This window comes from Hyphomonas sp. ske169, assembly GCF_056850855.1.
In genome coordinates, this window is sequence record NZ_CP096146.1 from 2,953,948 (window position 1) to 2,977,802 (window position 23,855).

29 protein-coding genes are annotated in these 23,855 nt (G+C 55.1%); 11 read left to right on the forward strand and 18 right to left on the reverse strand.

The genetic code is table 11. The features are described 5' to 3' along the window. Positions 1 to 8 precede the first annotated feature (8 nt). The 3 genes from clpS to MY069_RS14415 form a co-directional block, all read right to left on the reverse strand. Positions 9 to 386 carry an ATP-dependent Clp protease adapter ClpS gene (gene clpS, locus MY069_RS14405; protein ID WP_482794479.1) on the reverse strand — a complete coding sequence of 126 codons (378 nt, stop codon included), beginning with the start codon at positions 384 to 386 and terminating at the stop codon, positions 9 to 11. A 75-nt stretch (positions 387 to 461) separates the two neighbouring features. Next, positions 462 to 857, reverse strand: coding sequence for a DUF1499 domain-containing protein (locus MY069_RS14410; RefSeq protein ID WP_482794480.1), 396 nt, complete (start codon positions 855 to 857; stop codon positions 462 to 464). Positions 858 to 962: 105 nt separating this feature from the next. Continuing rightward, complete coding sequence (locus tag MY069_RS14415; protein WP_482794481.1) at positions 963 to 1,289, reverse strand: phasin family protein; 327 nt, start codon at positions 1,287 to 1,289, stop codon at positions 963 to 965. A gap of 305 nt (positions 1,290 to 1,594) precedes the next feature. Between MY069_RS14415 and MY069_RS14420 the strand changes: the two genes are divergently transcribed. Together MY069_RS14420 and MY069_RS14425 are read left to right on the forward strand one after the other, a co-directional pair. After that, positions 1,595 to 2,569, forward strand: coding sequence for a D-alanyl-D-alanine carboxypeptidase family protein (locus tag MY069_RS14420; RefSeq protein ID WP_482794482.1), 975 nt, complete (start codon positions 1,595 to 1,597; stop codon positions 2,567 to 2,569). A 30-nt stretch (positions 2,570 to 2,599) separates the two neighbouring features. Further along, complete coding sequence (locus tag MY069_RS14425; RefSeq protein ID WP_482794483.1) at positions 2,600 to 3,766, forward strand: serine hydrolase domain-containing protein; 1,167 nt, start codon at positions 2,600 to 2,602, stop codon at positions 3,764 to 3,766. Here MY069_RS14425 and MY069_RS14430 read toward each other — a convergent pair. Further along, positions 3,763 to 3,897: a hypothetical protein gene (locus MY069_RS14430; protein WP_482794484.1), complete on the reverse strand. Its 135-nt coding sequence runs from the start codon at positions 3,895 to 3,897 to the stop codon at positions 3,763 to 3,765. The two genes, MY069_RS14425 and MY069_RS14430, sit on opposite strands and share 4 nt — an antisense overlap. A 9-nt stretch (positions 3,898 to 3,906) precedes the next feature. After that, positions 3,907 to 4,206, reverse strand: a complete 300-nt coding sequence (locus tag MY069_RS14435; RefSeq protein WP_482794485.1) for a hypothetical protein — start codon at positions 4,204 to 4,206, stop codon at positions 3,907 to 3,909. A gap of 487 nt (positions 4,207 to 4,693) precedes the next feature. Here MY069_RS14435 and MY069_RS14440 point away from each other — a divergent pair, with 487 nt between their 5' ends. Together MY069_RS14440 and MY069_RS14445 are read left to right on the forward strand one after the other, a co-directional pair. Next, on the forward strand, positions 4,694 to 5,794 hold the full coding sequence (locus tag MY069_RS14440; RefSeq protein ID WP_482794486.1) for a helix-turn-helix transcriptional regulator: 1,101 nt from the start codon (positions 4,694 to 4,696) through the stop codon (positions 5,792 to 5,794). 193 nt (positions 5,795 to 5,987) lie between these two features. Then, positions 5,988 to 7,961: a YadA-like family protein gene (locus MY069_RS14445; protein WP_482794487.1), complete on the forward strand. Its 1,974-nt coding sequence runs from the start codon at positions 5,988 to 5,990 to the stop codon at positions 7,959 to 7,961. Between the two features lie 4 nt (positions 7,962 to 7,965). On the opposite strand, the gene MY069_RS14450 is transcribed toward MY069_RS14445, so the two are convergent. Both MY069_RS14450 and MY069_RS14455 read right to left on the reverse strand, forming a co-directional pair. Continuing rightward, a complete protein-coding gene (locus MY069_RS14450; protein WP_482794488.1) occupies positions 7,966 to 8,856 on the reverse strand; it encodes a division plane positioning ATPase MipZ in 891 nt (296 codons plus the stop codon). A 26-nt stretch (positions 8,857 to 8,882) separates the two neighbouring features. Then, positions 8,883 to 9,344 (reverse strand): hypothetical protein, encoded by a 462-nt coding sequence (locus MY069_RS14455; protein WP_482794489.1) that lies wholly within the window; start codon positions 9,342 to 9,344, stop codon positions 8,883 to 8,885. A gap of 67 nt (positions 9,345 to 9,411) precedes the next feature. On the opposite strand from MY069_RS14455, the gene panC reads away from it, so the two are divergent. Both panC and MY069_RS14465 read left to right on the forward strand, forming a co-directional pair. Further along, entirely contained in the window at positions 9,412 to 10,278 is an 867-nt protein-coding gene (gene panC / locus MY069_RS14460) for a pantoate--beta-alanine ligase (protein ID WP_482796716.1), read from the forward strand. Positions 10,279 to 10,362: 84 nt separating this feature from the next. Then, positions 10,363 to 11,724 carry a serine hydrolase gene (locus MY069_RS14465; protein ID WP_482794490.1) on the forward strand — a complete coding sequence of 454 codons (1,362 nt, stop codon included), beginning with the start codon at positions 10,363 to 10,365 and terminating at the stop codon, positions 11,722 to 11,724. A 4-nt stretch (positions 11,725 to 11,728) separates the two neighbouring features. On the opposite strand, the gene MY069_RS14470 is transcribed toward MY069_RS14465, so the two are convergent. From MY069_RS14470 to cysG, 9 genes are read right to left on the reverse strand one after another with little or no spacing between them, the layout of a single operon-like run. Continuing rightward, entirely contained in the window at positions 11,729 to 11,992 is a 264-nt protein-coding gene (locus MY069_RS14470; RefSeq protein ID WP_482794491.1) for a DUF3297 family protein, read from the reverse strand. Between the two features lie 27 nt (positions 11,993 to 12,019). Next, the gene (locus tag MY069_RS14475; protein ID WP_482794492.1) at positions 12,020 to 12,361 is read right to left on the reverse strand and encodes an MmcQ/YjbR family DNA-binding protein; all 342 of its coding nucleotides are present in this window, start codon (positions 12,359 to 12,361) and stop codon (positions 12,020 to 12,022) included. Beyond that, positions 12,348 to 12,959, reverse strand: a complete 612-nt coding sequence (locus tag MY069_RS14480; RefSeq protein WP_482794493.1) for a murein L,D-transpeptidase catalytic domain family protein — start codon at positions 12,957 to 12,959, stop codon at positions 12,348 to 12,350. Before MY069_RS14480 ends, MY069_RS14475 begins: the two co-directional genes overlap by 14 nt. Positions 12,960 to 13,012: 53 nt before the next feature. Next, the gene (locus MY069_RS14485; RefSeq protein WP_482794494.1) at positions 13,013 to 13,756 is read right to left on the reverse strand and encodes a phosphoadenylyl-sulfate reductase; all 744 of its coding nucleotides are present in this window, start codon (positions 13,754 to 13,756) and stop codon (positions 13,013 to 13,015) included. A gap of 5 nt (positions 13,757 to 13,761) precedes the next feature. Beyond that, entirely contained in the window at positions 13,762 to 14,253 is a 492-nt protein-coding gene (locus tag MY069_RS14490) for a DUF934 domain-containing protein (protein ID WP_482794495.1), read from the reverse strand. Further along, the gene (locus MY069_RS14495) at positions 14,240 to 15,898 is read right to left on the reverse strand and encodes a nitrite/sulfite reductase (protein WP_482794496.1); all 1,659 of its coding nucleotides are present in this window, start codon (positions 15,896 to 15,898) and stop codon (positions 14,240 to 14,242) included. Before MY069_RS14495 ends, MY069_RS14490 begins: the two co-directional genes overlap by 14 nt. Next, entirely contained in the window at positions 15,898 to 16,533 is a 636-nt protein-coding gene (locus MY069_RS14500) for a glutathione S-transferase family protein (protein WP_482794497.1), read from the reverse strand. The genes MY069_RS14495 and MY069_RS14500 overlap by 1 nt, the downstream gene beginning before the upstream one ends. Further along, on the reverse strand, positions 16,530 to 16,838 hold the full coding sequence (locus tag MY069_RS14505; RefSeq protein WP_482794498.1) for a DUF2849 domain-containing protein: 309 nt from the start codon (positions 16,836 to 16,838) through the stop codon (positions 16,530 to 16,532). The genes MY069_RS14500 and MY069_RS14505 overlap by 4 nt, the downstream gene beginning before the upstream one ends. After that, entirely contained in the window at positions 16,835 to 18,238 is a 1,404-nt protein-coding gene (gene cysG / locus MY069_RS14510; RefSeq protein ID WP_482794499.1) for a siroheme synthase CysG, read from the reverse strand. Before cysG ends, MY069_RS14505 begins: the two co-directional genes overlap by 4 nt. A 128-nt stretch (positions 18,239 to 18,366) precedes the next feature. On the opposite strand from cysG, the gene gcvA reads away from it, so the two are divergent. Together gcvA and MY069_RS14520 are read left to right on the forward strand one after the other, a co-directional pair. Continuing rightward, the gene (gene gcvA, locus MY069_RS14515; protein ID WP_482794500.1) at positions 18,367 to 19,302 is read left to right on the forward strand and encodes a transcriptional regulator GcvA; all 936 of its coding nucleotides are present in this window, start codon (positions 18,367 to 18,369) and stop codon (positions 19,300 to 19,302) included. 26 nt (positions 19,303 to 19,328) lie between these two features. Next, the gene (locus tag MY069_RS14520; protein WP_482794501.1) at positions 19,329 to 20,198 is read left to right on the forward strand and encodes a Rieske 2Fe-2S domain-containing protein; all 870 of its coding nucleotides are present in this window, start codon (positions 19,329 to 19,331) and stop codon (positions 20,196 to 20,198) included. Between the two features lie 13 nt (positions 20,199 to 20,211). Here the strand turns inward: MY069_RS14520 and MY069_RS14525 are convergent, their stop codons facing one another. Next, positions 20,212 to 21,258 carry a serine hydrolase domain-containing protein gene (locus MY069_RS14525; RefSeq protein ID WP_482794502.1) on the reverse strand — a complete coding sequence of 349 codons (1,047 nt, stop codon included), beginning with the start codon at positions 21,256 to 21,258 and terminating at the stop codon, positions 20,212 to 20,214. 93 nt (positions 21,259 to 21,351) lie between these two features. Next, positions 21,352 to 21,666 carry a DUF1272 domain-containing protein gene (locus MY069_RS14530; protein ID WP_482794503.1) on the reverse strand — a complete coding sequence of 105 codons (315 nt, stop codon included), beginning with the start codon at positions 21,664 to 21,666 and terminating at the stop codon, positions 21,352 to 21,354. 56 nt (positions 21,667 to 21,722) lie between these two features. On the opposite strand from MY069_RS14530, the gene MY069_RS14535 reads away from it, so the two are divergent. The 3 genes from MY069_RS14535 (at position 21,723) to MY069_RS14545 (ending at position 23,848) form a co-directional block, all read left to right on the forward strand. Next, positions 21,723 to 22,307, forward strand: a complete 585-nt coding sequence (locus MY069_RS14535; RefSeq protein WP_482794504.1) for a thymidine kinase — start codon at positions 21,723 to 21,725, stop codon at positions 22,305 to 22,307. Between the two features lie 73 nt (positions 22,308 to 22,380). Further along, positions 22,381 to 22,926 carry a rhodanese-like domain-containing protein gene (locus tag MY069_RS14540; protein WP_482794505.1) on the forward strand — a complete coding sequence of 182 codons (546 nt, stop codon included), beginning with the start codon at positions 22,381 to 22,383 and terminating at the stop codon, positions 22,924 to 22,926. Between the two features lie 109 nt (positions 22,927 to 23,035). Next, positions 23,036 to 23,848 (forward strand): ferredoxin--NADP reductase, encoded by an 813-nt coding sequence (locus tag MY069_RS14545; protein ID WP_482794506.1) that lies wholly within the window; start codon positions 23,036 to 23,038, stop codon positions 23,846 to 23,848. Positions 23,849 to 23,855: the final 7 nt, after the last annotated feature.

Below are 23,855 nucleotides of genomic sequence, written 5' to 3' on the forward strand. Positions count from 1 at the left end.
TTATTCTCCTAGTCCTCTTTTTCCATCGTACATTGAAGCGGGTGTTCGTTTCGACGCGCCATATCCATGACTTGCGCAACTTTTGTCTCTGCCACTTCGTAGGTGTAGACGCCGCAGACGCCGACCCCTTTTTGGTGAACGTGCAACATGATCCGCGTTGCCTGTTCTCGGCTCTTATTGAAGAACCGTTCCAAGATCAGAACCACAAACTCCATCGGCGTATAGTCATCATTCAGAATCAAGACGCGATACATGCTCGGCTTTTTGGTGCGAACGCGAGTCTTGGTGGCAATTCCAAGACCGCCATCATCATCTCTGCCAGGATCGTTCGGGCCTTGTGGGCCTTCCGGATCTGAGAGTGTTATGCGGTCAATTCTGATAGACATGAGCTAGAAGATAAGTGTTCCTTTGGGTTTGTGTAGACTGACGCTGCGTCGCTAAAGGATCAAGCCTGAATTTGATCAATTTGCGGTCACGCGCTCAATTATTTTTGTGACGCGTTTGCGATTGGCGCCAAGATCTGAATAGCCAACCCGTGAGCGGGAATAGATGGCAAAGGTCGCGCGTCCATTATCGTTTGGAATAATCTCAATATCCACGTCATCTTTAAACCGCATCAGGCCGGTCGTGGCGACGAATTTGATGCGAAGCGCATCGGCGTCCGACTCGACTTTTCCAAAGCTGCGTTCCGAGGCAATGATCTCACTCAGTTTCGAGAATAGACCGCGGCCCGTCATCATAAGGTCTGGGGCGGCGAAGTCCGGCTCGGAGGCTAGGCAATGATTGTCGGGAGCGACCAAACACGTATTCGGCTTCGGTGGACGCTTTAGCGTTTTGAAATTGATGAAATCTGACATGGGCGTGACTGTGCATGCCCAAAACCATTTTGTCAGCGACCAAGCAGCAAAAAACCAGGCTGTTCGGCCTGGTTTTCAATAGATTTTTGGTTTGAAAGCGAGCGCCTAAGCCGTTTTAGCGTTTTTCGCCGCTTTCTTCGCTTGGCGAGCGATAGGGGAAAACGCGTCGCGCATGGTTTCGGTGTAAAGCTCCGACAGCTCGCTAAAGCCTTTTAGATTGTTTTCAAAGGCAGACTTCACAAAACGCGTTTGGATCGTCATCGCATCCTCGAGCGAGCCAGCTTCTGCCAGTTTTTTACCCGTCTCAACAGACAGGCTCATTTGTTCTTTGAAATGCGCCATCATGGTTTGGCCTGCGTCCTGCATGCCTTTCACGGAGGCGCGGGTGCTTGCTGTTGATGCTTCCATCGCGCCACGAGCTAAAGCGCTCATCGAATCGCTTTCTGGAAAGATACCAGAAAATGCCTCGGGATTGAAAGCGCTGAAAGGGAAAGAGAAGGGAGAGGAGGTCGCAGCCGTCATGATCAGATCCTATCGATTTAACCTTACGGAATATACGCGAAACATTCGCGCATGCAACAAAAAATTGTGCGCCGCACAAAATTATAATTTTGGTAAGATTTGGCCCGCAAATCCTAACAAAAATGCCATGTGCATTTACCTGTAGCTAACCTTATGAATTGATCCTAGAGTTTCCTCGGGGATCCCGGGGCAGCCGATTTTTGGAGATCCCCCGTATGCGTTTCGATATCCCAGCGCTTTTCGCGAAATCCGCCCTTGTTGCTGCGGCTACGTTTACGCTTGGATTTACGCCCACCGCGACCGCCGAGAAATATGCATCCATCGTTGTTGATTTAGAGCGCGATGAGGTTTTACACGCGCGTCACGCTGATGCCCCGCGCTATCCGGCATCCCTGACAAAAGCGATGACGCTGTACATGTTGTTCGATGCGATGAAGGCGGGCGAAGTTCGGCTCCACGAAAAGCTTCCGGTCTCGCGAACAGCAGCGAAACAGCCGCCATCTTCACTGCGGCTGCGCGCGGGCACGACGATTACAACAAAACAAGCGATCAATGCCCTGATTACTAAATCAGCTAATGATGTTGCGGTTGTGGTCGCCGAGCGATTGGGCGGAACTGAAGCCCGATTTGCCACGCTGATGACGGCGAAAGCCAAAGCCATGGGCATGGAAAGCACGACGTTTAAAAATGCGTCCGGACTGCCAAACGCGCAGCAGCTGTCGACGGCGCGCGATATGGCGGTTCTGGCCGAACGCCTACTTGAGGATCATGCGGACTATTATGGCTATTTCTCAAACAAGAAATTCTCTTGGGGTCGGTCAACTTATAAGAACCATAATCGCCTGATTGGCAGCGTTGAGGGCGTTGACGGGATCAAGACCGGGTACACTCGAGCTTCTGGTTTTAACTTGATGAGCAGTGCGAAGCGTCGCGGCCGCCGAGTGGTCGCAATTATGTTTGGCGGATCAACCGCGCGCTCGCGCGATCAACACGTCACGGACCTCATCGAAGCTGCGTATAAAAGCTTTGAACCAACCGATTTAGAGCCGGAACTACGCTTGCGGATGTCGTTCAGCGAGGTTCAGCCGCCGGTTGATCCAAACGGCGCGGCGATGCCGGTCTTGAACGGTAAAATCTTTGGAACAAACACAGTGGTTGCCGAAGGCGACGAAGGCTCCAAATCTAATTAAGTTCTTCGCGCTCAAGGAGCCAGCTTCATCGTGTTAAGACTGTTCAGCGTATTTGCCATCTTTTCTCTTTCGATCTTCGCGCAAGCGAATGCAGCGCCGGTTGATTACGAAACCCTTGATGACCGTCTAACCCGTCTCGCTGAAGAGGTTGACATGGTTGGCCTCGCGGTGGCCGTCATAGAAGATGGTGAGATTACATTTGCCGAAGGCTATGGTGTCACCAAGCTTGGCGGCGATGCGGTCACGCCGGATACGGTATTTCGTTGGGCCTCTTTGTCTAAAGGCGTCGCATCCACTGCTGTGGGTAAGATGGCCGCAGAGGGCCAATTGGCGCTCTCAGATACGATTTCCAAGTTCAAAACCTCGCTGCGCCTTCCCTTGGGCGGCGAAAAAGTTGGAACGCTGGAAGACTTGCTCGCGCACAAAATCGGCATCGTTCCGAATGCATATGATACGCGGCTCGAAGATGGACGTGACCCCGCTGAGATCCGCAAAAGCCTGGGAAGCCTGAAGCGGACCTGTCCGATCGGGGAGTGCCATACCTATCAAAACGTGGCCTTTGACGCGATTGCTGAAGTGGTTGCAGCCGTCCGCGGGGTCTCATTTGAAGAAGTGGTTCAGCTCGAACTGTTTCAGCCGCTGGGAATGCGCGATGCGAGTTATGGTCTTGAGGCGCTAACGGGCTCTTTGTCTTGGGCTGAGCCTTATCGTAAACGCCGCGCGGATGCACGGCCGGTTCGGCGTCCGCTTAAACGTTCTTATTACCGGGTTCCTGCAGCTGGCGGCGTGAATGGCTCGATCTTGGATTTGGCGCGGTTTGCGCAAGCTCAAATGGGGCTGCAGCCCGATGTTTTGGACGAGGGCACTCTCACTGAGCTGCATACGCCCCGAATCTATACGCGGCGCGAGCAGTCGAGCATGAGCCGCCGATATGGCGGGCACTTGCGTGATGCGCGCTATGCGCTTGGCTGGCGCGTCTATAAATATGGCGAGCCTGGCTACCGCGTGGTTGGGCATCGCGGCGCGGTCGATGGCTATCGGTCTATGATCTTGTTCGACCCTGAGCGCCAATCGGGCGTGGTGGCGCTATGGAATTCGAACGCGCGCAAACCTGTCGGGCTCCAGTTTGAAGTCATGGACATGATCTATGGCTTACCATCCCAAGACTGGATCGGCCTGGATCGCGACCAGGGTTAAGGCGCTACTTGCCCGAATGGGAAGGCAGCTAGATCTGGGGCGATCCAGCTGCGGCGCGCCTCAACCGAAAACAGGCGCTCGTGCGACCAATATTCGAGCAGCCAATCCGACCGCCCATATTTGCTTTCCATCAGGGCGTCTCAGATCGCGACCAGAGAAGTGCCAGGCGGCGCTTTCCGTAACATGGCTGCCGCGACATGGAGCGACGCGGTTGTAATGGTCTCATGGTAGCCTTCTGTGTCGGTGTTCGCGACACCGGTTGCTTCATTATAGGCTCGGATCATCTCTGGCATTTTGGATCGTGCATCTAAGTCTTCGGCTGCGAGTAGGTGCAAGGCCGCGGCGAAATGAGCCCGGTGGGTCCATTCCGACTTGGGCAGTGTGCGATCCATGAAGCGCGCGGTGAGTTTTTCAATCTCAGCATCTGTTATCAGGGACATATTGGTTTCCTTTGAAATCTCCGGCGAGTGTCCAAAAGAAAACCTCGCCGGTTTGGCGAGGGTTGGGGATCGAGTTGCAAGCAAAAAGCTCTAGGTCAGTTCTCGAAACATACGCCAACATTCGCCACATGCATGTGAGGCGTTTGTTGCTGAATGGGGATCATTCGGTTGCGCATAAGCACGAGGTATCGAGCGGATCGTTTTCTGGCAAGGTCGACCGAGATTGAGGCTCATAAAAATTGCGCCTTGGCCGACTGCGTTAAACGGCCAAGGCGCACCTATTGATTACGTGAGTACTAGGGGACGTTAGTATTTGCAACCAATAGGAAGTTAAGAGCTATTCAAATGCACGAAGACGTTTCACGGCCCCCGTACAGGTTATGTATATGAATTATCTTCTGAAAGATCATTACCCTAGCGTCTCAATTTTCGGCATTCGGCTATTTATGTATTAACAAGATATGAATTCGAATACTTGTGAATTCTGGTGAGTTTGAGACGTGATGAGAATTTATTCTGCCTCAAACACAGCTATCAAAAAGGCATGCATGATGTCCTTTATCCAATCTCGCCGACCAAAAAGACTCCGCAAGACTGGCGACTCGCGCCCATTCCGCGCGATGTCTGGGCGGCCATTTGGGCGCCGATATATGATATAAGAGTGCAGCACCCTCGGTCTAATTCTGGCGGTAACTTTATGCAGGGCGTTGTCAGGGGGGAACTTGCAGGGGCCCGCTATGCCACAGGGTGGCAATTGGTCCAGCACGCAAATCACAAACTGTCGGCGCGCTTGGGCGTGGTTTCGGTGAGGCGGTTGCGCGCGGGGTATGCCACGCTGGACTTTGAGCTCAAAAGCTTCGTTCACCGGCCCAACCAGATCGCCATCACAGATCACTTTCAGAGCTTTCGCGGTAGCCACCATGAAGCGGTCGGGGAGACGATATATATCCCGCGCGCCTTGCTCGGCTTGCCTTTGGGGTCCGCCATAGATCCGATCGTCGTGGATGAAAGCACTGTTCTAGGAGAGACGCTCGGCAAAGAGATCTCTCGATTCTTTGAAACGCCTGTGGCGACGGATTTTGAAACAGACACGCTGATCCACATGACCAGCTCGCTGATTGGGCATAATCGTCATCCTGCGTCTGAGCGGGCTGGGTGGTGGCGAGCCCGAAACGACATTATTCGAAAATACATAGAAGCGAATCTCGGCGATCAGACTCTTCTTCCGGCGAAGATATGCAATGTCTTCAACCTCTCCCGCGCGACGCTTTATCGAATGTTCGAAGCGGATGGCGGGGTGCGGCGCTATATTCAAGACCGGCGCTTGCATGTTGCAGTCTGGGATCTCGCCGATAGTGGCATTAAGCGCGGGCGTTTAACGCATGTTGCGGACAAGTGGGGGTTTTCGTCGAATGCGAACTTCAACCGCGCAGTGAAACAGGCCTTCACCATGCCGCCTGGCGCGCTGTTTGGGGAAGGGTCTTATGTGCCGCCGGCGAGGATCAATTCTCGGCGGGAAGAATATCCAACCTATAATTGGTTTATCGGCCAATCAGAGCGCGCCTCCTTGCGAAAATTACGTGGCTAGGCGCCGCCGCTTGCCGATTATGGTGAGTCGTTTCGAAACCGGATGGATGCAATGAGACAATAAGAATGAGATGTTGGGATAGTGACTAATCTAGGCATCTCAACCCATGATTGATTTCATGAGGGGTTCGAGGTCTCGAGCCATCCATATTTAGAGTTGGCATTGAGGTCTCACCTGCATTGGGAACCTTATAATGAATGCCAATTTGATAGGCAGAACTGCCATCGGGCTCCTCGCTTTATCGACCACATTTCAATTTGCTGCAGCAGAAGCCTGCGATAATGGCGCGCCGATCAAGCCTGAGGTAATCAACACGATCGACTCCGGTGAGCGAACCAAGGCAATGGCCGTGCGCCCGTATAATTGTGCTGCACGAATCAAGCTCCGAGGGCGATTAGAGGGCGATAAAACGGTTGCTGATCTGCTTGTGGGAATGGCAGGGCCTGGGGTGGTTCGTTCGCATTTGGTTGTGAATAGCAATTTGGCTGACGCCCTTGCTTCTGGCGAGGATTCAATTGCCATTGGCGGTCAAGCGTCTGCGACAAATCTTCAAGCCTTGGCGATCGGGCCAAGTGCACGGGCGCTTGAGCGTGGGAGCATTGCAATCGGATCCGGGACCAAGGGCGGAGCGCCAGAAGCCATTGTGCTCGGCATAGGCACCCATGTCGAACCAGGTTCGCACGGCGGCATCGCTATCGGCACCGTCGCCGGAATCGCGCCGGATGCCCCGCATGCGCTTGCGATCGGCGCGTTTAGTAATGCTTTGGTGCGCCGAAGCGCAGCGATTGGTTATGAGGCTCGCGCCGAGGCGGAAGATTCTGTCGCGCTCGGATCCTTCTCACTCGCGGATGAAGAAAACACAATTTCGGTTGGGCGGCCGGACAATCCGATCACAAGTTTGGATGAGTCGCGGCTGCGCCGGATCACAAATCTTGGGGCGGGAACGGCGGGGACAGATGCCGTCAATCTTGATCAAATGCAGGCGGCAATTGCTGCGGCCGGCTCTGGGACGGATTATCTCGATATCAATGGATCCGGACCTGCGGCAGCGGCACCGGGCACGAACGCAATCGCTTTAGGCGTCAATACGCGCGCTGGCGGCAGTAATTCCGCAGCTTTCGGAACCGGCGCGCAAGCGCTGTTCAGTGACTCATTTGCATTCGGATCAGGCGCCCAAACATCGCGCGACAACCAATTCATGTTGGGGCCGCCGACCTCTAATTACACAATGCCTGGATTGGTCAGTCCGCAATCGCGAGATTTGCAGAATGGAGCCTTAGAGCTTGTCACGGTTGATTCCGCGGGCAATCTCGCCGCGGATGGCGGTCAGACGGTGGCAAATCTGCAGCAGGAAATCTCTGGCAATGGCCAACGCATCAATGTTCTGAACAACCAGATCAGCGTGAATGCGGGAAACATCGCTCAAAACACTTCCGATATTGCGACGGCTCAATCCTCGATCACTCAACTCGAGCAAGACTTGGCGGAAGGATTGGGCATGGTGGAGGACAATGAAGGCCGACTTTTGGATCTGCGCGCCGATATTACTTCAAACACTGCGGCGATCGGTAAAAATACCAGCGCCATTCAGAGCAATCGCACAGATATAGATGCCAATCGGGCGAACATTCAGCGGCTGGAAGAGGGAGCTGCAGGCAATTCGGTTCGGTTTGAAGAGATGGAGACGCAAATGGAGGGCCATGAAACCCGTTTTGAGGCGGTCGACAAAACCGTGATCGAGCATGAGGCGCAAATCGACGCGAACACGGAAACCGCGAATACTGCATATGCGATGGCCAGTGAAAATCAGGCCAGAATTGCGCGGATGACGGATTATGGTGACTCTATTGAGATGCTTCAGTCGGATTTTGAAAGCCTCGGCCTCAGCGTGTATGGGCTTGCCCAAGTGGTGGCAGACCAGGCGGATAAAATCGACAGCAACAAAAACGGGGTTGCGATCGCCAATGCTTTGGCTGGCTCGTCGTGGCTGCAAGCGAATGAAACCGCTGCCTTTACGCTCAATGCAGGTTATTTCGAAGGCAGCTCCGCGCTGGCCTTTTCAGGCACCAAACGGCTGCATGATAAATGGTCTGCCAACATTGCCATCGGTGCTGCGCCGGATCGCGGTGAGATCGGGGCGCGGGCAGGTCTACGTTTGGGGTGGTAAGTGTCTAAAACGCGATTTCTACGCCTGCGAGCTCCGGGAGCTGCATGATGATCACCAGATCACGCAGCTCTTGGCGCGCCGCGACATGGCTCATCGTGAAGGACACGTTTGAGCCGCTTTCGGTCAAATCGAGCAGAGTGAGGCCGGCCGGGAAGAGTTCGCGGTAAATCACGCGCTCTGACAGGCCTGGCGCGAGCCGGAACCCGATCCGTTTGGACAGATTGAGCAGCGCTTCGCCGACCTTTTGTTTATTGCGGGCTTCGAGCGGCGACACCCGATTACGCATAACGATCCAATCGATCGGTTGGCGTGAGGTGCGAGCTTTATTCTTGCGACACTGCCAAACCATCTCTGAATAGAAGCTCGGGCGCAGCACTTCCAGCGTCTGCGGGTTCACGTCGCCGAGCAGGTCGAAATCGACAAAGGAATCATTGAGCGGTGTGATCAAACTATCGGCAGCCATATGGGCGATGCGAGAGAGGTAGGTGTCACCGCCTGGCGCGTCGACAATCACCATTTCGCAAACCGCTTTCAACCGTTCCAGAGAGGTGTGGAACCGCTCGGTCTCTTCTTTCTCGGCAATATCAAGATCGCGCTCCATGCTGGCATCGACCCGAATGATTTCAGGCATGGGCAGCTGAGCGCCGGTGGATTGCATCCAGCGCATCCGGTTTTCGAGATAGCGTGTCAGCGTGCGTTGCCGAACGTCGAGATCGATCACGCCAACTTTCCGGCCCATGCGCATCAGAGCGATGGCGAGGTGGATTGAGACCGTAGATTTACCGGCGCCGCCTTTTTCATTGCCAACAACGATAACCCGGCACTGTTTCTGTGCCGGGGTCGAAAGCGTTAGCGTGTCCGCACCGTCGCGGGGAGGTTGATATCCATCGGCCATGGCCGCAAGGGATCTCCTTTAAATCATCAAGCGGCGTGTTGCTGAGCTTGGGTCGTCAATTCGTCTTCGAAAGTTGGAGCATCGTCGAATAAGAAGACTTGCTCTCCGCCAGAGATTTCTTCTTGGGCTGGCATGGTTGGCGCGAGCGGCTCACCATCGAACAGCATTTCGTCATGATGCGTAATCGCGCACGGCGTGAGTGTGGTCGCTTCGACCGGGAACGGCGTTTCCCCGTGGATCAAGGCCAGTGTTTCACGCAGGCCAGCCAAATTATCGGCAATCGCGTCCATATCTTTTGAAAGCTTAGTCCGAACCGCTTCGTGCCCGGCGTCGGATTCAAACAACCAGCAGTCGTTTTGTTCGCGCAAATGGTCAGGTTCTGGCTCAAGGCTGAACTTCGGCGTGGCGGGCCGCGTCTGCCTTGTGTAGAGGGTTGCACAAGCTGCTCCGAGCAGCGCTTTAAGGCGGGGGAAGATGTGCTTTCTCATGTGTTAAAGAATCTACTCAAAAGGTTAACGGGGAGTTTACGAATTCTCCTCAGGCGCGAATGTAATGATTAAATCTCCGACAAGAGTCCGCACCCTATCTGATCTGCGAGAAGCGATCCGAACCCACCGGATGGCCGGCCGCACGATTGGCTTCGTACCGACCATGGGGGCCTTGCATGATGGGCACCTGTCTTTGGTCGAGATCGCGAATGCGAAAACCGATATCACCGTGGTCAGTATTTTCGTGAACCCAACCCAGTTTGCACCCGGCGAAGATCTCGACACCTATCCGCGCACAGAAGAAGCCGACATTGCGCGTTTGACTAAGGTCGGCACAGATATTGTCTACTTACCGAGCGTTGAGGAGATGTATCCGGACGGATCGAAAACAGATGTTCGCGTTGCCGATATGTCTGATTTGCTCGACGGGATTTTCCGTCCACACTTCTTCTATGGTGTGGCGACAGTGGTGGCGCGGCTGTTCGTGCATGTGCAACCTGACGTCGCTGTGTTTGGCGAGAAAGACTATCAGCAGCTCCAAATCATCCGGCGGATGGTGCGCGACTTGGGCTTCCCGATTGAAATCATCGGGGGCGAAACCTTCCGGGACGCGGATGGTTTGGCGCAGTCTTCGCGCAACGCCTATATGAACGAAGACGAGCGCGTGAAAGCAAACGTGATTAGCGGGGCCTTGCACCGCGCCTGTGCCCGACTCGCGATTGGTGCGCCGGTTTCTGAAGTGCTGGAAGAAGCCCGCGCGCGTATTGCGGCGGCCGGGTTTGAACGATTGGATTATGTCAGTGCGGTTGACCCGCTGACGCTGGAAGATCTGCCAGACGGGGCGACAAAAGTGGGCGAGGTGGGCCGGGTGCTCGCGGCCGCTTGGATGGGGCCAACCCGCTTGATCGATAATATGGGCTTTCAGCGCGACTGAGCACATTTTAGTGACATCGCGACGGCAGGTCTTGTCGAGCCGGGCCGAGTCCCGCAAGGGATTCCTAGAAACTCGGAGGGCGTCATGCTTCAACTCACTTATCAAAGGCTGCTTCTCGCTGCGGCGTCTGGCTTTGCATTGACCGGCTGCGCGACTGTCGCGCCGGATACTGATCCAGCCATTGCAGAAGCGCCGGCCGTTGTCGAAACCGTTGCGCCTGTCGTCGAAACACCTGTCGCAAAACCGGCTTTCTCTGTTGAAGGGATCGCGGCCCTGGAGCAGACCATGGGCCAATATGTGGCCGATGGCCGTCTCTACAGTATCCACACGCGCCTCGTTCACCAGGGCGAAGAGATTAGCGACTTTAAGACCGGTCTGCGCGGCTTGGAGGCCCAAGCCCCGATCGAGGATGACACGATCTACCGCATCTACTCTATGACCAAACCTGTCACCGGCGTGGCCATGATGATGCTGTACGAAGAAGGCTTGTTTGAGCTCGATGACCCGGTCACGAAATATGTGCCGGAGTTCGAAGACTTGAAAGTGCTGGCGGGGGTGAATGAAGACGGCACGGCAATTTTGGCCGATCTCGAGCGTCCCCCAACGATGAGCGAGCTGATGTCTCATACGTCGGGATTTGCATATGGTCTCGGCGGCGCAGATCCCGTCAATTCGGCTTTTCGCGATTTGAAAGTGCTTGAATCGCCTGACCTTCAATCCTTCATTGATCGCACTGCCTCGATCCCGCTCCTGTTCCAGCCGGGTGAACATTGGTTCTACAGTGTCGGCATGGATGTTCAGGGGCATATTATTGAGAAATTATCCGGCCAAAGCTTCGGAGAATTCCTCCAATCTCGCATGTTCGAGCCGCTGGGTATGACGGATACAGGCTTCTATGTCCCGGCCGAGGATTATGACCGGTTCAGCGAAGTCTATGGCTTTGATCCAGAGACTGGTGCCTTGGTTCCTGTGCCGTTTCCCGGCGTGATGTTCCGCAAGGAAACCGTCGGATATGAGTCAGGTGGCGGCGGATTGGTCTCGACGATGGATGACTATGCGCGCTTTTCACAGATGCTCCTCAATCGCGGCGAGTTAGCGGGCGTGCGTATCCTCAAGCCTGAAACAATCGACTTGATCACCACAAGTGTGATGCCGGACGGCGCGGTCATGTCCACTTTAGGGATGAATGGCGGCGAGCAATATTTGGGAATCGGGATGGGACTGACGGTGGGCACGATTGAAGATGCCGACCTGGCAGAAACGCAGACGCCGAATGGATCATATTTCTGGGGCGGCGCGGCTGGAACCTGGTTCTGGATCGACCCGGTGAACGAGCTTTATTTTATCGGCATGGTGCAGGTGTTCGACGGCAATAACCCGGGTGAGCCCCTCGAGCTGCGCGAGACCAGTGTCAAAGCCGTTTATGATGCGTTGAACGCTGAGTAGTTGCCTATTCGGTGCCGTCTTGATTGTCTTGGCCGTCTTCTAGCCAGGCCTCGACGGTGCCCTTTAGCTTCAGGGTCAATGGATTGCCTTTGCGATCAACGGCTTTGCCAGCGGCGACTTTGACCCAGCCCTCTGAGATGCAATACTCCTCGACATTGGTTTTGACCTCGCCATTGAAGCGGATCCCAACGCCGCGCAGCAGCAATTGTTCGTTATAGTAAGGGCTATTCGGGTTTACCGAGAGACGGTCAGGCATTTGATCAGACATGGCGCGCTTTAAGCCGAACTCGTCAGACTATTCAAGCAAGTCTTGAAGTTTAGGCGGTGCGGCGTGACGCCAAGACATATGCAGCGCCGAGCGCGCGGTGATTTCGTCGGCGTTTGCTAGCTGAAGCGTCGTTGCGCCCTTATCGCCCCATTTGTTGGGAACTTTCGAGAAGACCGAAGGCTCGGCCGCAATGAGCAGTTCCTGTTCTTCCACGCTCAAGAACACGTTCGCGGTTTTGTCGGCTTCCAACATGGTGGCGATGGTTTTCCCGCGCGGTGCATCTACGCGAAAACTAGCGCGCTCGAAATGCGGCTTTTCAATCGCTTTTGGAAGCGAAAGCGCGAGCGCTCGAAATTCATCCACGGTCATTCATCGGTTCCTCCCCTTCGGTGCCGACAGCATATAGGAAAGAGCCGCCTTTGATGAGAGGGATGACGCGGGTCGCCACATCTCGCTCGAGCGCCGGGCAGCCCCAGCTGCGGCCGAGAAGGGAGCGGTCCGGTGAGACATAGTCCGCGCCATGGATCACAATCAGCCGTTGCTCGGCCAGATCATTCTGCGGGCTTAGGCCTTTCAGTTTCAGCGATAGCCCATGCATCCCATAATAAGTCTTCCCGGTCACAAACGCGCCGAGCGAGGTCATTTTTGAGCCTTCAATATTCGAAAACCGGTCGGCCATGCCATCATGATCAGGGTCTGAGCCTTTGCCGTGAGCGACCAAGAAGGCTTCAGCGCTCATATCCTTTGTGTCGATCAGAAAATAGCGCGCAACGTTCGAAGGCGCGCGATAATCGATGACGCTGAAATATCGATCATTCCGGATCTCGCTTGCGGCATCCGCTTTGGCGCGCAAGGCTTCCGCCAAGAGCGTTTCGCCCAAAACGTCTGCCGCCGGTTGTGACTGCGCAAAAGCGGGCGCGGTAAAAAACAGGCTGAATAGGAGGGCAGGCCAAAACGCAGAAAGCATGCCCTGGATAAAGACATGCTTTCCGGCAAAATTATGATTGAAGAGCTTAGCGGTTAGAAGACGCGCGGGCGCTCGGTCTTTTCAATGTGCAGGCCGCATTCGCTTTTGTCGCGACCCACCCAGCGGCCAGACCGAATATCGTTGGGGTCTTCGGCGGGCTTGGTGCATGGCCAGCAGCCAATCGACGGATAGCCCTGGGCGACCAGTGGATGACGCGGCAGTTCACGGCGTTTGAAATAGGCTTGGACGTCTTCCTGGGTCCATCCGGCGAGCGGGTTCACTTTGAACCGGCCGCTGGCATGTTCAAACACAGGCAAAGACATGCGGGCGCCGCCATGGAAGCGTTTGCGTCCGGTAATCCAAGCATCGAACCCTTCCAAGGCAGGCTCAAGCGGGCGCACTTTGCGCAGCGCGCAACAAGCGTCTGGATCGGTTTTCCAAAGCGTATTCTTCGGATCTTCCGCGAGACGCTCGTCTTCAGCTGGCGGGATATCCCGAACATTTGTCAGACCGAGCCGCTCAATTAATTCCTCTTTATAATCGAGGGTTTGCGGGAAATGCATGCCGGTTTCGAGGAAGACAATTGGCAGGTCCGGATCGACATCGGCGATCAGGGCCAACATCACCGCGCTTTCAGCGCCAAAGCTTGAGACATAAGTGAGCTCGCCCATCCATTCGCGCAGGATCGAGGCCCGCAAAATGGTTTGAGCAGAGGCATCGCGCAATTCATCGTTCAAGCGCGTGAGGCGCTGATCAATATCTTCGTCGATCCGCAAACTAATGTCTGAATAGGGCATGCGCCTTAGACTTTCGTGTGGCGCCTCGAAAAGACCGAAGTCTGGCCGTCCGCGGCGGGTTGATAGAACGCCGAATATTCTTCCAGCGCTTGCACAACATTAGGTAGGTCGGCCCTGGAGGTCTGATAAGCGTCAAACCCTGAACGGTTCATGTAGAGAATCTGATCTCTTAAGACGTGGCCCACCGCGCGGAGCTCACCCTCATAGCCTAAGCGTCGTCTCAGAAGCTGAGCCTGGCTATAGCCGCGACCATCCGTATATTTCGGAAAGTCTATTTCAATCAATGAGATACGGTCGAGAAATGGCGTCAAATCATGTGGATCATCAGCCGGTGCTAAACGGACGCCAATTTGCTGATTTCGTCCCAAAAGCGTTTCGGAATTTTCTATTAGCTTAGCTAAAGAGACTGTTACACATCCTGAAGATGGAAGGTCGGTACCGTCCTCGGCAAAGGTCCATGTGTCGTCGGCTTCGGCGCCATTTTTAATCAGTGGCATAGATCGCCTCCTGGAACGGTTCGACGCCGAGGCGCTCGACCGCTTCAATAAATTTCTCGTCTGAACTGGTGCGAAGGTCGCGATAAGTATCGACAATCGTCTTCACAGCGCCCGGCACTTCTTCGTGGCGCAGGGCTTTTCCGATAATCTGACCGACGGCGGCTTTCTCATCCGCGCGCCCACCCAGGGAGATTTGGTAATATTCCTCGCCTTTGCGGTCGACCCCGAGAATGCCGATATGGCCGACATGGTGGTGCCCGCAAGCATTGATGCAGCCTGAAATATTGATGTGCAGCTTGCCAATATCCTGCTCATAAGCCGGGTCAGCAAAGACCTTCTGGATCTCTTGTCCGACAGGGATCGAGCGGGCATTAGCGAGATTGCAATAATCAAGGCCTGGGCAGACGATCATATCGGTGATCAGGCTCTCATTCGCGGTTGCGAGGCCAGCCGCGTCGAGCTCTCGGTAGACATTATAAAGATCATCCAGCGCGACATGCGGGAGCACCACATTCTGGGCGTGTGTGACGCGAATATCGTCAAAGCCATAGCTCTCGCCCAAATGCGCCATGACCGCCATTTGGCTGTCCGTGGCATCACCTGCGAGCCCGGCAATCGGCTTGAGGCTGATCGTAACAGAGGTGTAGCCCGGCACTTTATGCGGGTGTAGGTTGACTTTGGCCCAATTGGCGAAGGCCGGGTCTGCGGCTTTGGCGCGCTCGAACCCATCACTGGTTTCAGGTTTGTCTTCAAAGGCGGGCGGCGCGAAATAGGCATTGATGCGATCAATCTCAGCCTGGGGCAGGGCGATTTTTTCGCTGCTTTGCTGAGCTGCATATTCTTCTTCGACCAGGCGCGTAAACTCTTCCGCGCCGGTTTCGGTGACCAGAATTTTGATCCGTGCTTTGTATTTATTATCTCGGCGACCGAAGCGGTTATAGACCCGCATAATCGCTTCGAGATAATCCAGGATTTCCGTCGCTGGTACGAACTCATTGACCAAAGCGGCAATGATAGGGGTCCGGCCTTGGCCGCCGCCGACATGGACTTCAAAGCCAACCACGCCATTACGCTCACGCATATGCAGGCCAATATCGTGGACCCGAATGGCAGCGCGATCATGCTCGGCTGCGGTGACAGCGATTTTGAACTTACGCGGCAAGAACGCGAATTCCGGATGGAAGGTGCTCCACTGACGGATGATCTCACACCACGGGCGCGGATCCATAATCTCGTCTCGGGTGGCGCCTGCGAAATGGTCTGAAGTGACATTGCGGATACAATTGCCGGAGGTCTGGATGGCGTGCATTTCCACTTCGGCCAGCTCTTCCAGCACGTCCGGAATGTCTTTCAGCGCAACCCAATTGTATTGGATGTTTTGGCGCGTCGTCATGTGGCCATACCCGCGATCATAATCGCGCGCGATCTTAGACAGTTTGCGCATCCGCGCCGCATTCAGCTGGCCATATGGGATGGCCACACGCAGCATATAGGCATGCAGTTGCAAATAAACGCCATTCTGCAAACGCAGCGGCTTAAACTCGTCTTCGAGGATCTCTCCGGACAAGCGGCGTTCGACTTGGCCACGGAATTGATCGACGCGCTCTTTGACAATTTGCGCGTCAAATTCATCATAGCGATACATTAAAGTGTCACCCCTTCTTTGGGCATAGCGTGGCCAATGGAAAGCGCGCCTTCGACGCGACTCACCCAGCGTTCAACATTTGGGAATTGCGCCAGATCAAAGCCGCCTTCGTGCGCCACACGCGTATAAGCGACCAATGCAATGTCGGCGCAGGTCATAGCCTCGCCAACCAGCCAATCTGTCCAGGTCAGCTGCATTTCCATAACGCCAAGCGCCCGGCGACCTTTCGCCATCAATTGTGGATCGATTTCTGAGTCTGGAAGTTTCAAATAGTGTTTCTTGAACCGGCGCACGGCGATTGAGGTCTCGTGGGAATATTGTTCCCAAAACAGCCAGGAATTCATTTGTGCGCGCTGAAACGCATCTTCTGGGATGAGGTCAGAGCCCTCCGCCAGGTAGAGCATAATCGCATTCGATTGCGGCAAGACTCGTCCATCCGGCCAGCGCGCGATTGGGACTTGGCCAACTGGGTTCAGCGCTAAAAATTCTTCGGTCTGAGTGCCGCCGTCCAAGATATCCACTTCGACCCAGTCATGGTCCACATCGAGATAGTCGGCGGTCCAGCGCGGTTTCTGGCAATTGCCAGAAATGCTATCGCCATAGAGGGTGAGCTTGGTGATCTCTCGGCCGGTCATCGGATGATCACTCCGTAGGGTACGGTTGGACCTGTCGCACGGATGGTCTCGCGCAGAGTTTCGCGACCGGCGACTTCGCCATCTTCGGTCACTTCCATGAAATAGGGATCGGTGATCGCGCCTTCTTGGGATTTTGCATGCTCGAGTGCGGCGTCGGCTGCGTCGCCGGTAAAGACGCCAATCTCGCTCGCATCCTCGGTCCAAGTCTGGTCAGCGCGCAACCAGACAACTTTGCCGCTTGCGGTTTCCCATGCGGTCACGGTTTTCGGTGTGTCTGGTTTTAGTTTCGGGCGGACAGATGTCATGCCGCAACCTCCGATGAAAGTTTCTCTAAGGCCTCTGCAGGAATGGCGCTCACCTCACCAATGACCAGCAGCGCCGGACCCTTGATGCCCGCGCGCGTGATCAATTGTGGCAGTTCGGCGAGTGTGCCGAAGACTTTGATCTCGTTTGGCCGGGTTCCATTCTCGATCACCGCGACCGGTGTGCTGCTCGCCCGGCCTGCATGGATGAGTTTTTCTGCAATATCCGGAGCGGTCCCCACGCCCATAAACACGACCACGGTTTGTGTGGGTTTTGCGAGCGCGTCCCAGTCGAGATCTGGCACGTCGCCAGATTTTGCGTGGCCCGTCACAAAGGTCAGCGTCTGGGCGTGATCGCGATGGGTGAGCGGCAATCCAGCCGACGCCGCGCAGCCAAGCGCCGATGAAATCCCGGGAACGACATTCGGCTCAATTCCGGCCTCACGCAGCGCTTCAACTTCTTCGCCGCCGCGCCCGAAGATGAATGGATCCCCGCCTTTAAGGCGTACAACACGTTGACCTTTGCGGGCGGCCTCAATCATCAGGTCATGGATTTCAGGCTGCGGAACGCTGTGATTGGCTTTCGATTTTCCGACGGACACGCGCGTTGCATCGCGGCGGACGAGATCCATAATCTCATCGCTAACCAAACGGTCATGGAAAACGATGTCAGCGTTTTGGATCAGCCGGAACGCTTTCAGAGTTAGCAATTCCGGGTCACCAGGACCCGCGCCGACAATGTCGACCGTTCCGACGCGATTGGCGGGCGAGGCAATCTCTTGCAGGAGCGTTTCCATGGCCACCCGAGCGCCATCGAAGTCGCCGGACATCGCCAGGTCAGCCGGCGCGCCATTCAGCGCCGCTTCCCAGAACTGGCGCCGTTTCACACCATCGTCTAGAACCTCATAAACCCGCGGGCGGAAGTCGCGCGCGAGCTCTGATAGCGGCCCCATATTTTGCGGCATTAGCGCTTCTAAACTTGTACGGACGCGTTTCGCTAGGACCGGGGCTGCACCACCAGAGCCGACAGCCGCAACGATCTCGCCGCGCTCCAAGATGCTCGGAACCGTGAAGTCGCATTCTTCTGGTTGATCGACGACGTTGATTGGGATGCCATATTCGCGCGCCCAAATGATCGACTGTTCGCAATTCTCTTTTGTGCGGCAGGCGACAATCGCAAACTTCGAACGGTCGAGGGCTTGGCCGGCCATGTCGCGCGGGGCAATCGTAATCCGTCCAGCAAACTCTTCAGCGAAGCCTGGCTCAATCTCGGTATCGATGACCACTGTAATATGAAGCGTCGTCTTGGCCAGCAGACGGACTTTGCGACGGGCTTCTTCGCCGCCACCAAACACAGTGACGTGAGCATTGTCCGTATAGAAAAACGCAGGAAAGAGACGCATGGCGTGATGATCCCGTTTGAACGATCGTTGCCGGAGAAATGTGTTGACGGAGCGGTTTCAGCAACCGTATGAGCCTTATCCCATCGTTTAGAGAAACTACAATCAAAATCTGGTTATAGACGTAAGCTATGTCTGACACGAATGATCGCCTCCCTCCACTAAACGCCTTGCGCGCTTTCGAAGCCGCTGCACGACGATTGTCTTTCACCAAAGCCGCGGACGAGCTGAATGTGACGCCAGGGGCGATTTCGCAGCATATTCGCCAATTGGAAGACTATGCCGGAACCCCCTTGTTTAAGCGGACTGGCCGAAGCGTACTGCTCACTGATGCCGCGCAAGCCGCGCTGCCCTTGGTCCGTGAGGCGTTCGATCAAATCGCCGAAGCGGGGCGGATTATGCAAGCGCCGGCCCGAAAGGGCCGCGTCATGGTTAGCTCAGCGCCGAGCTTTGCCGCAAAATGGTTGGCACCGCGCTTAGATGGCTTCCACAATGCGCATCCCGGTGTTGAGGCTTGGGTGAGCGCGGATAGCGGGCTGACAGATTTCACCACTGCTGACGCAGATTTTGCGATCCGCTATGGCGCTGGTGACTATGATGGATTGAAGGCCGAGAAACTGCTCGATGAGATGGTTTTGCCGGTCTGCTCACCGCAACTTTTGGATGGCAACGACGCGATCCGCAAGCCGGCTGATCTCGCCAAACATACGCTGATCCATGATGTCAGCGCTGAGGTTGATCCATCTTGTCCGGATTGGACCAGCTGGTTGAAAGCGCGAGGGGCAGGGGCCGATGTGGATGGCACGCGCGGTCCGCGCTTCAACCAATCTGCGCTCGCAATTGAGGCTGCGGCAACCGGAAGAGGCGTCGTCCTAGCGAAGCGCGCGATCGCTGCGGCGGATATCGCTGCTGGGCGTCTAATCGCGCCATTTGCGGATGGCTCGATCAGCGTTGATTATGGCTATTGGCTGGTTTGGCCAAAAGGTCGTCACCTGACAGAAGACGTCCGCGCCTTCATTAAATGGGTCAAAGCTGAAGCCGCCGCCAGCGAGGTTGCCGGCGTCTAGATCGCTTGAACAGGAGCGCGAACCCCATGCTGACCGACACAGAGCAGTCCCTAGCTGCGGCCCGGCCCAACCAAGTCGATTTTGATCGTGTCGCGGGGCTGCATTATCTCGGCAATTATGTTCGCCGCCTGCCGATCAATCTCGCGCGGATGATGGAGAATGCCTACGATTGGGAACATCTTCCCTTCGTTCATTCATCCTCCTTTTCTTCGATCGATTTGATCGATAGCGGCACCTGGGGCTGGCGCGCGAAAATCGGACTGCCCGAGGGGGCACCGGCATCGCATCAATTGCTCGATCTTCTAGTGGAAAGCGATAAGCATTATTGGGTTTCAACTGTGTTCTCGGGGCCTGGCACGGGAATAGAAATTCATACGCAAGCCACAGAACTCGCAGAAAATGAGATCGAAGTGGATGTGCGCTTCTATTTGCCGGAAGCCCCCGAGAATGAAACCGGCGCCGAGATGATCCTCGCTTATATGCAGCAGCAATATGCAACGCTGTACGATGAAGATCTGGACTTGATGTCCGGTCGCCAAGAAGCGCTGGATGATCGGCTGCGATGGGCTGCCAATGCACCAGACCCAAAGGACATTCTAGTTGGACGCACCGATGATTTGGATCCTGATCAAGTGCATGTCGTGGAGATGGAGCAGGGCCGGTTTTGTGTTCGGCAGTGGCAGGGCAGGTGGCTCGTGCACAGTGCGGTGTGCACGCACCTTTTGGGGCCGCTCGAGAACAGCTCAGTGGATGAAAATGGTCAAGTGACCTGTCCGTGGCACGGCTATCATTTTGATGTTCAAACAGGTGAGAATACCGAGCAAAAATGCCAGGCCCTGGCGCAGCCGCCGGAACTCATCACTGTGAACGAGACCCTCTATCTGCGTCCAGCTTAAGCCGTCTGGTTGTTTAGACCTCAGAAAAGCAGGACGCGACATCAGCCAGCCAGCCGCGGACATTGTCTTTTTGCGCTTCCGACATGCCGTGGCGTACCAGGATCAGATCCTTTTGCGGTACGATGACAATGTATTGTCCGTCATATCCGTTCGCCGAGAAACTGCCTGGGCCAGCCAGGTCCAGCCACCACTGACCACCATAGCGCATCGGTTCTTCCGGCGGCACATTTGGCGTCGGCGTGCGGGCATGGTCGACCCAGCCTTCTGGCAAAATACGTTTTCCGTCCCAGACGCCATCACGCAGATAGAGGAGGCCAAATCGGGCGAAATCTCGCGCCGTGCAAAAGCAGAAACTTGATCCAATAAAAATCCCAGCGGGATCGAATTTCGGGATGGCTGAGCGCATCCCGATCGGGTTGAGCAACCGGTCGCGTAGAAAGGCTTCAAACCCTGTTTGATCGAGATCCAGCGTGTCGGCGAGCAAGCGGCAAAGAATGTTCGTGGTGCCGCTGGAATAAGACCAAACCGATCCGACCGGATGGTCTAATGGTTTGGCGGCGGCGTAATGCGCGACATCTTCCTTTCCGGCGCCAAACAGCATCTCGATTGTGTGAGAGATGCCTGAGTCTTCATAATCTTCAGTAAACTGAAGCCCAGAGCTCATGCGCAATAAATGTTCAATCGTGATCGCCGCGCGCGGATCATCGGCGCCTTGCCATTCCGGCACATTTGCGGGCGCGTGGAGATCGACCTTTCCGTCGCCCAGCGCAATCCCGAACAGCGCATGCGTCATCGATTTTGCCATTGACCATGAATGGTAGGTCTCATCAGGACCAAAGCCCTCATTATAGCGCTCAGAGACGATCTTACCGCCTTGGATGGCGAGAAAGGCGGTGGTTTTGCCGAGGCTATCTGGATTGGAGAATGCGTGATCGAGGCGTTTCTCTAAACCGGCTTTATCCGCTTGAATGGGTAGATCCCCCTCCAGCCATTCATGTGTTGGCCAATCAACACGCGCTGGCTGTGTCGGAAGGGCTGGCAAGGATGCGGTAGTGGCCATGGGCGAATCTCTTTTAGGTTTTCTATCACCCTAAAAGGTCTGCATGGCTAGCGATGACGCCGCGCGCCCCTAGTGGCAAACATAGAGACAGCGTCATCGCTGATCCGGCGGGATGTCTTTGATGCGCGCCACATGGGCCTCAAGATCTTCTTTGCCATACGGCGAGTGATAGCGTTTTTCGCCAGCGGGATGATGTTCGAGGCCGAGGCGTTTGCCGTCCCGCCAGTTTTTTGCCGGACGGATCGGACGCGGATGAAACCCGCCGCCACAGGTCGGGCAAACATTCGAGAGCGGCCCGTTCACACAGTCTGCGCAATAAGTGCATTCATAGCTGCAAATCATGGCATGGGTAGAGTCTGGAGGGAGGTCGCGGTCGCAAAGCTCACAATTTGGGCGGATTTCCAGCATCTCAAATCTCTCCTTCACCGCTGTGTTTGAGCAAAGAATCGTCTAAGCCAATCCACATGTCTAAACTCTATTTCACCTATAGCGCGATGAACGCGGGGAAGTCCGCAATTTTATTGCAAGCGGCCCATAACTATAAGGAATGCGGGATGGAGGTCATGCTGTGGACCTCAGGGCATTATGGCGCCGCGCCCGATGCTCGTATGGGTAAGATCGAGTCGCGCATTGGTTTGGAGGCGGAGGCGCATCTCTACCGGCCGGAAACCGATTTGTTTGCGGCCATCGAAAAAGAACATGCCGCGACAGGCCTAAATGTGATCTTCTTCGATGAAGCGCAATTCTTGACCAAAGATCAGGTTTGGCAATTGGCGCGGGTCGGCGATCGCTTGAATCTGCCGGTGCTTTGTTATGGCTTACGAACTGATTTCCAAGGGGAATTGTTTGAGGGATCCGCCGCTTTGCTCGCGATTGCCGACGATTTGCGAGAAGCTCGGACGATCTGCCATTGCGGGAAGAAAGCCATTATGACCGCGCGGATGGATGAACATGGCCAGGCGATAAAATCTGGCAACCAAGTCAGCGTCGGTAAAGAGGTCTATGTCTCGCTTTGCCGCCGCCATTGGGAAGAATCATTGGGGCGTTAGCACCAAATTCGACGCGCAATCCTGCCACAATGAAGGTTTATCCGTGCGATTGGGGTGAAACATGGAGCTCGTCATGCGTGCCCAAAAGAATTGTGTTCGAAACAGCCTAATTTGCGGCCTATTGGCGATTGCGACCTTTATCGGCATCGGTCTCGCCGCCAGCGCCCAAGACCAGTCAGGCTCTGCTGAAATTGATTTTGGCGGGTTTCTAGACCTGAGTGACGAAGTGTTTCAGGTCCGCGAAGAGCGATTGCTCTCGCTGCAAGCGTTCAACGACATGGCCGACGCACCAAACACGATCATCCTTGATGCCCGTAGCCGATATGCTTTCGAAATGGGGCATATAGAAGGAGCGGTGAACTTGCCGTTTTCGGACTTTACAGACGAAAAACTGGCAGAGGTGATCCCGCACAAAGACACGCGCGTGCTGATTTATTGCAATAATAATTTCAGTGACGATGCAGAGCCGATCCCATTGAAACGCATTTCGCTCGCGCTCAACATTCCGACCTTCATCAATCTCTATGGTTACGGCTATGAGAATATCTATGAGCTAGGTGTTTTGACCGAGACAACCAACGAAGATGTGAACTGGGTCACCGGCGAATTGCCGCTCTAAGGACTTCCCCGGATAGTTTTAGCTCTGCTAATGCGTTCGTTCGAACCCTTGCAATAAGCGGACAGATCATACATCTGCGGCGCTTGAGAACCGTTCTTAGGAGATCGCGATGACTGCAGCTGCTGAAGCGCCCGCGAAAAAAGTGAACCCAAATGCGCCGACTGAAGAGACGGTGCTGTCGGTCCATCATTATACTGATCGCTTGTTCAAATTCACGATCACGCGGCCCGCGAGCTTCCGGTTTCGCTCTGGTGAGTTCATCATGATTGGCCTTATGGGCGATAATGGGAAACCGCTCCTGCGGGCCTATTCCGTCGCCAGCCCAAACTGGGATGACACGCTTGAATTTTATTCGATCAAGGTGCCAGACGGCCCGCTGACCTCTAAACTTCAAAAGATCCAAGTGGGCGACAAAGTTCTGCTCGGCAAAAAGCCTGTGGGCACGCTGGTGCATGATGCTTTGGTGCCGGGCAAGCGTCTTTATTGCTTCTCAACCGGAACAGGGTTTGCGCCCTTTGCCAGCATTCTGCGCGATCCTGAAACCTATGAAAAATTTGAGGAAGTGATCATCACGCATACGTGCCGCGATGTTGCTGAGCTCGCTTATTCGCAAGAGACCGTCGACACGTTCCTAAACGATCCCGACATTGGCGAGATCGGCCAGGGCAAGCTGCGGCTCTATCAAACCTGCACGCGCGAAGCATTTGATCGCGCTGGCCGGGTCACGGACCTCATTCGCTCCGGGAAATTATTCGAAGATCTTGGCGTTCCGCGCCTCGATCCAGCGACTGACCGTGCAATGATTTGCGGCTCCATCGAGATGACCAAAGAGCTCAAAGGCTTGATGGAAGAGCACGGCCTCAAAGAAGGCTCAAACGCCGAACCAGCCGACTTTGTGATTGAACGCGCCTTCGTTGGATAGCATAGTT